Origin of the sequence: uncultured Gemella sp. (assembly GCF_963529685.1) — a bacterium.
GTDB lineage: Bacteria > Bacillota > Bacilli > Staphylococcales > Gemellaceae > Gemella.
Genome location: NZ_CAUSAI010000043.1, coordinates 1 through 13981, shown reverse-complemented (window position 1 = coordinate 13981; position 13981 = coordinate 1). Strand labels below are relative to the sequence as shown.

The following is a 13981-nucleotide window of genomic DNA, read 5'->3' as shown; positions in this document are numbered from 1 at the left end:
ACAATTATAAAAATATATCATAAAATAAGGATGTAAGTAGAGTTATATACAAAAAAGAAAAGAGGTTGAGTTTATGCATTTAACTAAAAGTACTGAACAAGCAATCTGTATTATGGTAATGTTATACCTTCAAGATAGGCATGTTTTCTTGAATTCGAAGGAAATTAGCCAGCGTTTAAATATTTCTCCAACATATCTGAAAAAAATTATGAGAAAACTGGTTGTCAATGATTTAGTGAAAGCTAATACAGGTATTGGCGGAGGATATAAGTATAAATCTAATAAAAAAGTTACATTATATGATATATATGTAGCGCTTAATGATGAGGTAGAAATTTTTGCACTAAAAACAGATTATGTTTCAAAAATTTTTGAGGGAGCTTTGGCAGTAGATAAACGTTATAGTAAATATCTGAAAAAAGTCAATACTGTTAATAAAGCTATTAAATCTTCTTTAGAAGATATTACAATAGAGAGCCTAGTAGAAGATATTTTAGAAGAAAATTCTAAGATTAGGTTAGATTGGAATAATTGGGAAGAAGAATTTGAGAGAGTAAATGTCTTCTTTAAAGGATAGAGAAAAAGTCGATTATGAATTAATCATAGTCGACTTTTAATATTACAAAGCACTAGCAAACGCTTCGATAAATTTATCTATATTTTCAAAATCTTCATCAGTATCAGCTTCGATTTCAATTTTAAGATTTTCAGTTGGGTTGGTAGCACCTGTTTTTGCAATTTGTTCATCAAATTGATCTACACAAACGCAATATTCATCGTAAATAGTGTCACCTGTACCGATAACACCGTATATTTTTCCTTCATAATTTTTATCTTCAAGAGCTTCAAAAAATTCTTCCATTTCTTCAGGTAATTCACCTTCACCATAAGTGTATGTGGCAACGATAAAAGCATCAGCATCATCAAGAAAATCAAAATCTACCATGTCTTCAATAAATAACTTTTCTATTTCTAACCCTTTTTCTTCTTCGAATTTTTCTATCATTAAATCAGATAACATTTCAGTATTACCAGTTAAACTCGCATAAACTAATTTAATATTCAAAAAAAATCCCTCCATTCTATTTGTAAATAAATAATAACTAAAGATAATTATAACGCATTAAAAATATTTAGTAAATAAAAAAATTCTGTAAAAGGATATTTTTTGAGCAAAACTATTGAAAAAAGATTACAAATGTAGTTTAATATATGTTATCTTTATTAACGGAGGTACAATATGGTAAAAGGTTTAAACCTTTTCCATTCTATCTGTAGATGGAGTAAAATCCAAGATTAAAATTTTACAAAATCAAAAAGAAGATGAGAGAGAAACTCATTTGGAGGATAGACAATGGAAAACAAATTTACATTTTTTGAGAAATTTATTATGATTTCCACAAAGGAAACTTTATTATTTTTAGTAGTATTATTTGCATTATTTTACTTAATGTATTATTTAGCAAAGAAAAGAGTTAGTTCTTCAAAAAGAACCTTGTTATCTACATTTATAGGTTTAGCTTTAGGAATCGCTATTCAAGCATACTCAGGATTTAGCGATGAACCTATGAAAATTAAATATGTAGCTGAAATTACAACTTGGTATTCATTATTCGGTAATGGATTTATTGACTTGATTAAAATGCTGATTGTTCCGTTAGTATTAGTTTCAATTATTAATGTTATTGTTAATATTAACGCAAACACTGATGTGAAGAGATTAACGCGTCTTACATTAATTGTTACTTTAGGAATGGTTGCAATAAGCTCAATTGTTGGATTTGTAGTTTCTGCAGTATTTAAACTTGGAAGTAGTTCTATTGCTTTAGGAAATGGAGAAAGTAAAATTAAAGAAGTGAAGAATGTTGTAACAATTTTACGTGAATTAATTCCTTCAAATCCGATTAAAGCAATGGTTGAATTTAATGTTATCGGTGTAGTAATCTTTGCGATGTTTATAGGATTAGCAGCAAGATATATTCAAAATAAAGATGAAAATAAAGTTAAAACATTTGTAGACTATATTTCTAGTTTACATGCAATTGTTTCTCGTATGACAGTCTTAGTAATTAGACTATTACCATATGCGGTAATACCATTATTAGCTAATACAATTGCGCAAAGAGGCTTAAAATCAATAAAAGATGTATTGTTATTTATAGCTTTATTATATATAGCGGTAGCAATTCAATTTGTAATTCAAGGATTATTCATTATGCTACACGGTATTTCACCTATAACTTATTTTAAAAAAGCTAGTAAACCATTAGTCTTAGCATTTACTTCGCGTTCTAGTGCAGGAACGCTGCCTCTTACTATTAGTACACTTACTAAAGAGATGGGAGTTAACCAATCAACAGCTAATTTTGTAGCTTCATTCTCATCTACAGCAGGAATGCAAGGATGTGCTGGTATTTATCCAACAATGTTAGTTGTTTTTTTAGCAAATGCAAATGGAATAACAATTGATACAACATTATTCATTATGACAGTGATTGTTGTAACGTTAGGTTCTGTTGGTATAGCTGGGGTACCGGGTACATCTATTACAGCAGCATCGGTATCTGTAAATGGAGTAGGTTTTGGAGCATTATTTAATCAAATTAATCCAATCTTAGCAGTGGACCCAATTTTAGATATGGGGCGTACATGCTTAAATGTAAGTGGTGGTATGACGAATTCAATTATGGTAGATAAACATTTAGGTTTATTTAATAAAGAAGAATTTAATAAATTTGAAAGAATTTCAGAATAGATAACTTAATCGCAGTACAAATTGTACTGCGATTTTATATATTTTTTTGAAGTAATTACATAGGCTACTTGTTTTTTTAATATAAATTAGGTATATTATTAGTGTTTTTGTTCTCAATATGATAATATTATAAAAGTAAAAATTTAGTAATCAATCAAAATTTTGGTCAAAGCATTATTTTGCAATTACGTTAAAATATATGGAGGTACTATGACTGAATTTTTAAAAGAATATGATGTTATTGTAATTGGAGGAGGACATGCCGGTATTGAGGCTGCGCATGCTGCTAGTAGAAAAGGTGTGAAAACCTTAATGATTACAATTAATTTAGATACTATTGGTTTTATGCCGTGTAATCCGAGCGTTGGGGGACCAGCGAAAGGAATTGTTGTCCGTGAGGTCGATGCATTAGGTGGACTTATGGGACGTGTAGCCGATAAAACAAATATTCAAAGTAAGATGTTGAATACTGCAAAGGGACCAGCTGTAAGAGCGCTAAGGATGCAATCAGATAAAGTAGAGTACCAGCTTGAAATGAAGAGAGTTTTAGAAGATACGCCAAACTTAGATATCGAACAAGCAATGGTACGTGAGCTTATTATCGAAGATAATAAAGTGGTTGGTTTAAGAACCATGCTGGGTACAGCTTATAAAGCTAAAGTAATTATTATTACTACAGGGACATACTTGAGGGGAGAAATAGTAATAGGTGATATTAAATATTCTTCAGGTCCAAATCATCAAATGCCATCTATTGATCTTGCTAAACAATTAGAGGAATTAGGGTTTGACTTAGTGAGATTTAAAACAGGAACACCACCTAGGGTAAATGCTGATAGTGTAGATTTTACGAAAACTTCTATTCAACCAGGTGATGAAGAAAATCATGCATTTAGTTATGAAACTACAGAATTTGTAAAAGATCAAGTTCCTTGTTGGTTAACTTATACTAATACAAATACGCATGAAATTATTGATAAAAACTTAGGTCGTTCTGCAATGTACTCTGGAGTAATAAAAGGAACAGGACCAAGATATTGCCCAAGTATTGAAGATAAGTATGTGCGTTTTAATGATAAAGAAAGACATCAACTTTTCTTAGAACCAGAAGGTAGAAATACGAAAGAAATCTATGTACAAGGATTATCAACCTCTTTACCAGATGATGTACAAAGAGACATGGTTAGAAGTATTGCAGGATTAGAAAATGCAGTTATTATGCGTAATGGTTATGCTATTGAGTACGATGCTGTAAATCCGACAACACTTTGGCCGACTTTAGAGACGAAACTAATCGATGGATTATTCACTGCTGGTCAAATTAATGGTACTAGTGGTTATGAAGAAGCTGCAGGTCAAGGAATTATAGCAGGAATAAATGCTGCATGTAAAGTACTGGGTGAAGAACCTATGATACTTGGCCGAGATGAAGCGTATATTGGAGTTCTTATTGATGACTTAGTAACAAAAGGTACAAATGAACCATATCGACTTCTTACTTCAAGAGCTGAACACAGATTATTATTACGTCATGATAATGCGGATATGAGATTAACAGAAAAAGCTTATAACTATGGTCTTGTAACACAAGAGAGATATAATAAATTCTGTGAAAAACGTAGTATGGTTGCTGATGAAATAGAAAGACTTAAAACTTTTAGAATAACTCCAACAGCCGCGACTTTAGAAAAACTGGCAGAACTAAATAGTGCTGAGATACGTGATGGAATTTTAGCAATTGATATGCTGAGACGACCAGAACTAACTCATGCTAATGTACTTTATTTAGCAAATGATAAAACTGATCTTCCTAAAGCTGTAATAGAACAAGTAGAAATTGAAGTGAAATATGAAGGATATATAAAAAAATCTCTTCAACAAGTGGAAAAACTTAAAAAAATGAATGAGATGAAAATTCCTGTTGATTTAAGCTATGATGAAGTACCAAGCTTAGCTCTTGAAGCAAGGGAGAAACTAAAAAAGGTTTTACCATTAACTATAGGTCAAGCATCTCGTATTTCAGGAGTCAATCCTGCTGATATTTCTATACTATTAGTATATTTAGAACAACGAAGAGGTATGAATAATGAATAAAGAACAATTCTATAATGCAGTAAAAGAGAAGGTTGGTATAGAATTGACGGAACTACAAAAAGAACAGTATAATAAATACTATAATCTAGTAGTAGAATGGAACCAAAAAATCAATCTTACTGCAATTACCGAAGAGGATGAATTTTACACAAAACATTTCTTCGATTCTATATCTTTAGCATTTTTTAAAGATTATGCGAATATAGAAAGTATTTGTGATGTTGGAAGTGGAGCAGGATTTCCATCAATTCCATTAAAAATATTGTACCCTAATTTAAAGGTTACTATTGTAGATTCTTTAAATAAACGAATTAAGTTTTTAAATTTAGTGAAAGATGAATTAGGTCTAACTGATTGTAATTTTGTTCATGCTAGAGCAGAAGAGTTTGGACAAAATAAAGAATATAGAGAGAGTTTTGAAATAGTTACTGCAAGAGCGGTGGCAAGATTGAATGTGTTATCAGAACTTTGCTTACCGCTAGTAAAAAAAGATGGATATTTTTTAAGCTTGAAAGCACAAAAAGCTGAAGAGGAAACAAAAGAAGCAATAAATGCAATTAAACTTTTAGGTGGGAAATTAGAAAGAGATTTAGAATTTGATCTTGAGGGAGAGGAGCGACATATTCTAGAAATTAGAAAAGCTAAAGAAACTCCAAATAAATACCCAAGAAAAGCTGGAACACCTAATAAAAAACCATTACTATAAAGACATAAGGAGGAGAATTTTGTAGTGAAAGATACGTATTCTCCTTTTTTGTATACACTTTATTTAAATAAAGAAAGAAAAAAATGAGAAATTTTCAAAAAATTCTTTACTTTTTTTTGATTTTGTATTATTATATTTATTATATTCATTAAAACATAAAAAAAGGAGGATATTTATGCCAAAATCAGTAAAGGATTTTTTAAACATAATTTTAAATGGTACAGCTCTAGGAGTGGTTGCTGGATTAATTCCAAATGCTGTTTTGAGTACATTATTTAAGTACTTAGGAACATTATTCGCTCCAGGGGTGTTTACAACATTAACGCAAGCTATGTATTTATTACAATTTTCTATTCCGGTTTTAGTAGGAGTTATTGTTGGACAAAGTTTAAAATTTAAACCATTAGAGTCAGCGATATTAGGTGCAACAGTTCTAGCAGCTAGTGGATCATTAACTTTTAATGCTCAAACTAAAGCATGGACTGGTGTTCCAATGGGAGATTTATTCAATGTAATTTTAATAACAATTGTTGGTGCTTTAGCAATTAACCTTGTTAAAGATAAGTTCGGAGCTGTTACAATTATTTTCTTACCAATTACAGGTGGATTAGTAGCAACATTAGGATTAGTAACATTACCTTACACTAAGAGTTTAACTAAACTTTTAGCATCTGTACTTTTTGAATTTACAAAATTACAACCACTTTTAATGTGTGTATTAATTACAATGGCGTTTTCATTCTTAATAGTTACACCTGTATCAACAGTTGCCATGGGATTAATTTTATTCACTAATGAAAACTATGTAGGAGCAGGAGCAGCCACATTAGGATTAGTATCAGCAGCTGCAGTATTAGCGATAGGTACATATAGAGCTAATTACAAAGGTGCAAGTGCAGCAATTATCTTAGGAGCTATTAAGTTAATGATGCCAAACTGTGCACGTAAACCGCAGTTATTGATAACAATCTTGACTACAGCAGCAATAACAGGTCTTTCAGGATATTTCTTGAAAATCCTTGGAACACATGAAAGTGCAGGATTTGGAATTATCGGTCTAATTGGACCTACAAAATCATATGCGATGAATAATGGAAACTTACTTCCAATATTATTAGCATTCTTTGTAATTCCATTTACTGTAGCATTTGTAGCAGATAGATTTTACTCAGGTGTATTAAAGTTATACACTAAAGATGCATATAAGCCAGAAAACTTATAAGAAATTTAAAGATATTCGAAATGTTTCGAATATCTTTTTTTGTGTAAATTAAATAGTAGGTGACGTTGACAAAGTTTCAATATAGTTATAAAATTAGTGTAGAATAAAAAATACTAAAGGAGAAAAATTATGAAAATATTATTTGCAGGTGCAGGGGCATTAGGTTCAAGGTTTGGTTATATGTTGTTTAAAAATAACGAGGATGTCACATTTGTCGATTCTTGGGAAGAACATGTTGAAAATATAAAAAATAACGGGTTAAAAGTAATTATTGATGAAGAAGATTTAGGAAATTATTATATTCCAATATATAGACCAGATCAAGTTTCTGGTAAATATGATGTTGTTTTTGTGGCAACAAAGTCTATGCAATTAAGATCAATGTTGGAGCAAGTAAAACACCTTTTCCATAAAGATACTAAAATCATTTGTATCTTAAATGGTCTAGGACATGTTCAAACATTAAAAGACTATATAAAAGAAGAGAATATACTTATAGGTGTAACGGTGTGGACTAGTGGTCTAGCAGGACCAGGGGTATTGAATGCTCATGGAGTTGGTAAGATAGAGTTAAAACAAGTTAAAGAAGATAACTTAGATAAAACTTTGGACTTGGTTAATAGATTAAATGCTTCTGGATTAAATATTAAATATTCAGAGGATACATATCAATCTATTTGGCATAAAGCTGGATTAAATTGTGTTTTAAATACATATTGTACTTTGATTGATTGCAATATTAATCAGTATGGAAGTTTTGATAAGAATTTAGAATTGACTCGTGCTGTTTTAAATGAGGTTACAGCTGTAGGAAGAGCAGAAGGAATAGATGTGAATCAAGAAGTAATAGAAAATAATATAAAAAATCTATTCTCTTTAGAAACAGGTGGTGCACATTATCCATCATTATATCAAGATATGAAAAATGGAAGATTAACAGAAATTGATTATTTAAATGGAGAAGTTTCTAGGTTAGGAAAAAAACACAATATTCCAACTCCTGTCTGTGATGTTATTACATTAATGATTCATTCTAAAGAATATATTAATAAAAATAAGTAATAAATAAAGTTTTTAAAAAGAGATTGTAAAAGGCTCTAAATAAAGAAATATCAATGTTTTACTTGTATTTTTTTGGTAAAAAAGGTATAATAGTTCGTATGTTCATTTGACTATTTTTAAATAGGAGGAAAAGATATGTCATTAGAAATTAATAATGAATTTGGTCATGTTTCTATAAGTGATGATGTTATTGCATCAGTAGCTGGTGGTGCAGCTGTAAGTTGTTATGGAATTATAGGGATGGCTAGTAAAAATCAGGTTAAAGATGGAATTACAGAAATTTTGCGTAAAGAAAATTATGCAAAAGGTATAGTAGTAAAAAAAGATGAAGAAAAATTAGTAATTGATTTATACATTATAGTTATGTATGGTACTAAAATTTCAGAAATAGCTAACAATGTTCAATCTTCAGTAAAATATCAAATAGAAAAAACTCTTGGTGTTAAGGTAAATGAAATTAACATTTATATTCAAGGCATCAAGGTAAATAAATAGGAGGAAAGATAGTGGAGAAAATTAACGGACTCGTTTTAGCTGAAATGATTGATTTAGGATCAAAAAATTTGGCTAAGAATGCAGAAAAAATAAACTCATTGAACGTTTTCCCTGTACCAGATGGTGATACAGGAACAAATATGAACCTTTCAATGTCATCAGGTGCTAAAGAAACAGCAGCAAATGTTGTTGAGAACATCGGTGAATTAGGTAAATCTTTTTCTAAAGGATTATTAATGGGAGCACGTGGAAACTCAGGTGTTATCCTTTCTCAACTATTTAGAGGAATGTCTCAATATATTGCTGATAAAAAAGAAATTGATGCAAAAGAATTTGCAGCAGCTATTCAAAATGGTGTTAGTATTGCCTATAAAGCTATTATTAAACCAGTAGAAGGAACAATTTTAACTGTTGCTCGTGAAGCTGCAGAAGCGGGTGTTAAAACGGCAGAAAATACTAATAGTGTAGTTGAAGTGATGGAGGCAATCTATGTGGAAGCTCAAGCTTCATTAAAGAGAACTCCAGATTTATTACCAATACTAAAAGAAGTTGGTGTAGTAGACTCAGGTGGTCAAGGGCTTGTTTGTGTATATCAAGGTTTTGTAGCAGCACTAAAAGGTGAAAAAATCGACGGATTGGAAGCTGTAGAAACAAATGTTGTTGATATGCAGTTTGAAGATGATCATGATATGGACTTCATGAGCCCAGAAGATATAGTATATGGATTCTGTACTGAATTTACAGTTCGCCTTGATGGTGAGAAAAAAGAATTTGATGAAGATAAATTCCGTGCCGATATGAGTAAATTTGGGGATTCATTACTAGTTATTTCGGATAGCGAGTATGTAAAAATTCATGTTCATACAGAAACTCCAGGGGATGTGTTCAACTACGGACAACAATACGGAGAACTTATCAAAATTAAATCTGATAATATGAGAGAACAACACCGTGAAGTACTTAGAAAACAAGAAGCTAAACAAGCAACTGCCCCAAAAGAACTTAAAGAACAAGCGATGATTTCTATTTCTATGGGAGCTGGATTAAGTAAAGTTCTAACTTCAATGGGAGTTGATTATATCGTAGAAGGGGGACAAACAATGAACCCATCCACTGAAGATATTATGAAGGCTATTAAAGAAGTTAATGCTAAAAATATCTTCATCTTCCCTAACAATAAAAATATTCAACTTGCAGCAAAACAAGCTGCGGAGTTAGCTGAAGAAAATGTCTTTGTTGTTGAAAGTAAAACGGCACCTCAAGGATTAGCTGCAGTAATGGTATTTAATCCTCAAGCAGCTCCTGAAGAAAACTTTGCAAATATGCAAGAAGTATTATCTACAGTAAGTACTTTAGAGGTGACTCATGCTGTTCGTGATACTAATATTGAAGGTGTTGAAATCAAGAAAGATGAATTTATGGGAATTAGAAATGGTAAGATTGTAGTTTCTAACCTTTCACTTAATACAGTATTAGAAGAATTATTAGAAAAATCAATTGACGAAGATACTGAAATTGTTACATTATACCTTGGTGAAGAAAGTACAGAAGAATATACTGATTTCTTAGAACAATTAATAGAAGAAAAATATCCTGATGTAGAAGTAGAACTTATTGAATCAGGACAACCGGTATATCCATATATTATCGGAGTTGAATAATAATTAAATGTTAAATAAAAAAGTAGCATTAGTCTAAAATGGATTAATGCTACTTTAAAGTTGATAAAGTAGAATATCAATATACTATTAATTTAAGTAAAATAGAATATGAATTGAAAGGAGAAAACATGGTTGATATAATTATTGCATTTTTACTATTTGCCGGTGCGTATCTTGGATACAAACGTGGGTTAATTATGCAAATTTTTTATCTAGGAACTATTGTAATAGGTTATGTAGTATCTATGTTATTTAGTTCGAGATTAGCATATTTATTTACAAGCATGATTCCAATTCCAACTGATGTAACAGAAGGTTTAGAAGGATTTTATAAAGGTCTAAATATACCGAGTGCATACTATCGTATAGTTTCATTTATTGTGTTATTTATTGTAATTCGATTAATAATACAAATTCTAGCACAAACATTAGGAGTTGTTAGAAAATTACCGTTAATAAAAATTACGGATAGATATTTAGGTGCTATATTAGGATTTGTGGAAATTTATTTAATAGTGTTTGTTGTATTGTATTTTGTTACTGTACTTCCAACTCCAGATTGGAAAGTAGCGATATTTAAAGATTCGGTGTTACCGGACTATATAATACAAAACACGCCAGTATTATCAAAACAGTTTATTAGTTTATTTTTTAATAAGTAATTGAGAAATTCGGAGTATGTAAAATGCTTCGAATTTTTTGTATACTTACACCAGGTTATTATTTTAATCGAAAGAAATTGTTTAATGCTTGTATTTGGTGTATAATAGTTTGTGTTATAAAAAGATAAAGCATGTAAATTTAGATAGAAGGAGTGAGATTAGATTGAATAAAATTACTCAAAAGAAACTTAATTTAGACTTAGTTTTAAAAGATGTAGAAAAATATTGTTTTTCAGAGTTGTCTTACGAAAAAATAAAAAGTTTAGAATATATTACAAATTATGATAAGTTAATAGAAGTTCATAAAGAAAATGAGGAAGGATATGACTTACTAAGAAAGTATCCAAATGAATTTAAATTAAAAATATTTGATTATAATGCTAGTGTTAAGAAAGCTAAAGTCGATAGTGTCCTTTCAGAAAAGGAACTCTTCTATATATTAAGAAATATTATAACTTATGATAGATTTTCTAGAAGATTTGAGAATATTAAATTACAAGAACATTCTTCATATCCAAGTTTAACAAAATATGTAGTTAAACTAGATGATTTTAGTGATCTTGAAAGATATCTAGATAGAATAATAGATGAGGATGGTTATATAAGGCCGGACGCTTCATTAGAACTGAAAAATATCAAAGTAAATATTTCTAAGTTGAAAAATAAAAGTGATCAAATTTTAAAAAATATCTTACGTTCAAATGTTAAAAAATTAACTGAAGCAATTGTTACAAAGAGAAATGACCGTGATGTTATTTTAGTGAAACCTGAATATAAGAATGATTTTGGTGGAATTATCCATGATGAGAGTGCTTCGGGGAATACTTTTTATGTTGAACCAAAAGAAAATGTAGAGATTAATAATGAAATCGGAATACTAAAACGTAAAGAAAGAGAAGAAATACTTAGAATTTTAAAAGAAGCTTCTGAAGTTATTAAAGAAAATGCAGATGAACTTATAAATTCACTTTGGAATTTTTCACAAATTGAATTTATTTTTTCAAAAATGAATTTTTGTGCAAGAAATGGATTTAATAAACAAAATATAGTAAATTCACAAGAGCTTAATTTAAAGAAAGCATATAATCCTTTAATTGATAAAGATGTTGTTGTGAAAAACGATGTTATTCTAGACAATAAAGGTAATTCTTTAATTATTACTGGTCCAAATACGGGTGGTAAAACAGTAATTTTAAAAACAGTAGGCTTATGTGTATATTTAACTCATTTAGGATTCTATATCCCTGCTTTAGAGGAATCGATAGTTGGATTTTTTGAAGATGTGTTTGTAGATATAGGAGATGAACAATCTATAGAGAATAACTTATCTACTTTTTCTTCGCATATGACTAATATTATTGATATATTAAATAAAACAAATGATAAGAGTATTATCCTACTAGATGAATTGTGTTCTGGAACTGATCCAAGTGAAGGTGCTGTGCTGTCAATTGCGTTATTAGAGAAATTTAAGAATTTAAATGCAACGATGTTATGTACAACGCACTATCCAGAAATTAAAAACTACTGCTTTGAATCAGAGTATTATAAAAATTCATCTATGGAATTTGATTTTGAAAAATTAAAACCGACTTATAGATTTATTATAGGGTTACCAGGGAAATCTAATGCGATAAATATTTCTGCCAAATTAGGTTTAGAACAATCTATTATAGACGAAGCAAGTTCGTTATTAGAAGTTAATGTAAAAGAGAATAATCTATTTATAGATAAACTTTCAGAGAGTATTAGAGAATATGATTATAAATTAGAATATATAAATAAAACTTTAGATGAAATTGATGAAGTTAAAGAAACTCTTGAAACTAATCTACAGAAATATGAAGAGTATAAAGAAAGTCTATATAATGATCTAAGTATAGAGCTAAACAAAGAAATAGAATCGAAAAAAGAAGAAATGCTTGTAATTTATAGAGAATTTAAAGATAATACTTCTTTGAAACAACATGAACTTAACGAATTACTTCATTCTATGGATAAGAGTAAGAATAACATAAAATTACAAAGGAAATTAGAGAGTGAACCTAAGTTTAATAATAGTGAAATAAAAGTTGGTGACGATGTACTTGTCTTAAGTTACAATCAAAGAGCGACTGTTTTAGAAATTTCAGGAAATACCCTGCAAATTAAAATGGGTGCTATGAAACTAAATATCAAGAAAAAAGAAGTTAGAAAAATTGATAGTGAACCAGAAGTAGCTAAACGATATGTAAGCACAAGTAGTGTAAGTAGTAAAAAAGTGGGTATTGATATCAATGTAATAGGATTAAATACAGAAGAAGCTATAAGAGAGATTGAAAATTACATGGATAAAGTAATACTTCAAGGGTATGATACATTTACTATTATTCATGGTTTAGGTTCAGGTATACTTCGCAAAAATATCGGAGAATATCTTAAAAATAATAGATATGTAGCTAGCTATAGAACCGGAGGTCAAAACGAAGGTGGCATGGGAGCTACAGTAGTCGAGATGAGATAGGAAGGTTAAGTTGGATTTAATTCCAACCTAACCTTATTTTTTATATATCCAGTATCTTAATGTAGTTCTAGTTGCTTCTATAACCTCATTTTCTAAAATACCGCCACATGATTCAATTGTACGTTTTGAAGCGATGTTATTTTTATCACAAGTAATAAGGATTTTATCTAAGCCAAGTGAAAATAAAAATTCAGAAGTGTAGTTTAACATTTTCTTAGCGTAACCTTTTCTACGTTCTGATTTTCTGACACTATATCCTATATGACCACCGTGATTCAATAGATAGTCATTAAGTTCATGTCTTGCGTTAATAATACCGACAATCTTATCATTATCTAGTGCAAAGAAAGTATGTGCAGTAACAAAACCAGGAGCGACTGTTTCTTTATGTTTAGTTTTTTCTACAAATTGAACCCAATCCTTAGCAGATAACTCCGCTAAATTTGCAGCACCGTGAATTGATTCATTGTTTAGACTAAATTCATTTTTATAATCTTCTATTTGTTGAAGTGAAACATCAATAGGTTCTTTAAAAGTAATCATATTTTAACCTCTTAATTATAATATTATATATATAATAACTATTTATAAGATAAAAGTAAAGTAGGTATATAAAAAGATGAAAAAGTTGAAAAAACATGTTGACATATTTCAATACAGATGGTAGAATAATAAAAGTCTTCTGATGAAGACAAAAAAACATTTTAAAAAAGTTTCAAAAAATACTTGACAAACTATTTTGAAAATGTTAAACTATAAAAGTTGCTAATCGCAACAATTTGAACATTGAAAACTAAACGAATTAAGTCAACGTTAATTCC

At 29.6% G+C, this 13981-nt stretch carries 12 protein-coding genes; 10 read left to right on the top strand and 2 right to left on the bottom strand.

What is annotated here, in order from left to right:
- Positions 1 to 73: 73 nt before the first annotated feature.
- A complete protein-coding gene (locus tag RWS90_RS06630) occupies positions 74 to 577 on the top strand; it encodes an Rrf2 family transcriptional regulator (RefSeq protein WP_314549799.1) in 504 nt (167 codons plus the stop codon).
- Positions 578 to 619: 42 nt separating this feature from the next.
- Here the strand turns inward: RWS90_RS06630 and RWS90_RS06625 are convergent, their stop codons facing one another.
- Positions 620 to 1066: a flavodoxin gene (locus RWS90_RS06625; protein WP_314549797.1), complete on the bottom strand. Its 447-nt coding sequence runs from the start codon at positions 1064 to 1066 to the stop codon at positions 620 to 622.
- Positions 1067 to 1354: 288 nt separating this feature from the next.
- Here RWS90_RS06625 and RWS90_RS06620 point away from each other — a divergent pair, with 288 nt between their 5' ends.
- The 9 genes from RWS90_RS06620 (at position 1355) to RWS90_RS06580 (ending at position 13160) form a co-directional block, all read left to right on the top strand.
- Positions 1355 to 2755 carry a cation:dicarboxylate symporter family transporter gene (locus RWS90_RS06620; protein WP_314549795.1) on the top strand — a complete coding sequence of 467 codons (1401 nt, stop codon included), beginning with the start codon at positions 1355 to 1357 and terminating at the stop codon, positions 2753 to 2755.
- Positions 2756 to 2965: 210 nt separating this feature from the next.
- On the top strand, positions 2966 to 4849 hold the full coding sequence (gene mnmG / locus RWS90_RS06615; protein WP_314549793.1) for a tRNA uridine-5-carboxymethylaminomethyl(34) synthesis enzyme MnmG: 1884 nt from the start codon (positions 2966 to 2968) through the stop codon (positions 4847 to 4849).
- Positions 4842 to 5555, top strand: a complete 714-nt coding sequence (rsmG, locus tag RWS90_RS06610) for a 16S rRNA (guanine(527)-N(7))-methyltransferase RsmG (RefSeq protein WP_314549791.1) — start codon at positions 4842 to 4844, stop codon at positions 5553 to 5555. Before mnmG ends, rsmG begins: the two co-directional genes overlap by 8 nt.
- A gap of 175 nt (positions 5556 to 5730) precedes the next feature.
- Positions 5731 to 6777, top strand: coding sequence for a PTS sugar transporter subunit IIC (locus tag RWS90_RS06605; protein ID WP_314549790.1), 1047 nt, complete (start codon positions 5731 to 5733; stop codon positions 6775 to 6777).
- A gap of 129 nt (positions 6778 to 6906) precedes the next feature.
- A complete protein-coding gene (locus RWS90_RS06600) occupies positions 6907 to 7839 on the top strand; it encodes a 2-dehydropantoate 2-reductase (RefSeq protein ID WP_314549788.1) in 933 nt (310 codons plus the stop codon).
- Positions 7840 to 7974: 135 nt separating this feature from the next.
- Positions 7975 to 8334, top strand: a complete 360-nt coding sequence (locus RWS90_RS06595; RefSeq protein WP_314549786.1) for an Asp23/Gls24 family envelope stress response protein — start codon at positions 7975 to 7977, stop codon at positions 8332 to 8334.
- 11 nt (positions 8335 to 8345) lie between these two features.
- Positions 8346 to 9995, top strand: a complete 1650-nt coding sequence (locus tag RWS90_RS06590; protein WP_314549784.1) for a DAK2 domain-containing protein — start codon at positions 8346 to 8348, stop codon at positions 9993 to 9995.
- A gap of 128 nt (positions 9996 to 10123) precedes the next feature.
- Positions 10124 to 10657, top strand: a complete 534-nt coding sequence (locus RWS90_RS06585; protein ID WP_314549782.1) for a CvpA family protein — start codon at positions 10124 to 10126, stop codon at positions 10655 to 10657.
- Between the two features lie 163 nt (positions 10658 to 10820).
- Positions 10821 to 13160, top strand: coding sequence for an endonuclease MutS2 (locus RWS90_RS06580; protein WP_314549779.1), 2340 nt, complete (start codon positions 10821 to 10823; stop codon positions 13158 to 13160).
- Positions 13161 to 13193: 33 nt separating this feature from the next.
- Here the strand turns inward: RWS90_RS06580 and RWS90_RS06575 are convergent, their stop codons facing one another.
- The gene (locus tag RWS90_RS06575; RefSeq protein ID WP_314549778.1) at positions 13194 to 13703 is read right to left on the bottom strand and encodes a GNAT family N-acetyltransferase; all 510 of its coding nucleotides are present in this window, start codon (positions 13701 to 13703) and stop codon (positions 13194 to 13196) included.
- Between the last annotated feature and the right edge of the window lie 278 nt (positions 13704 to 13981).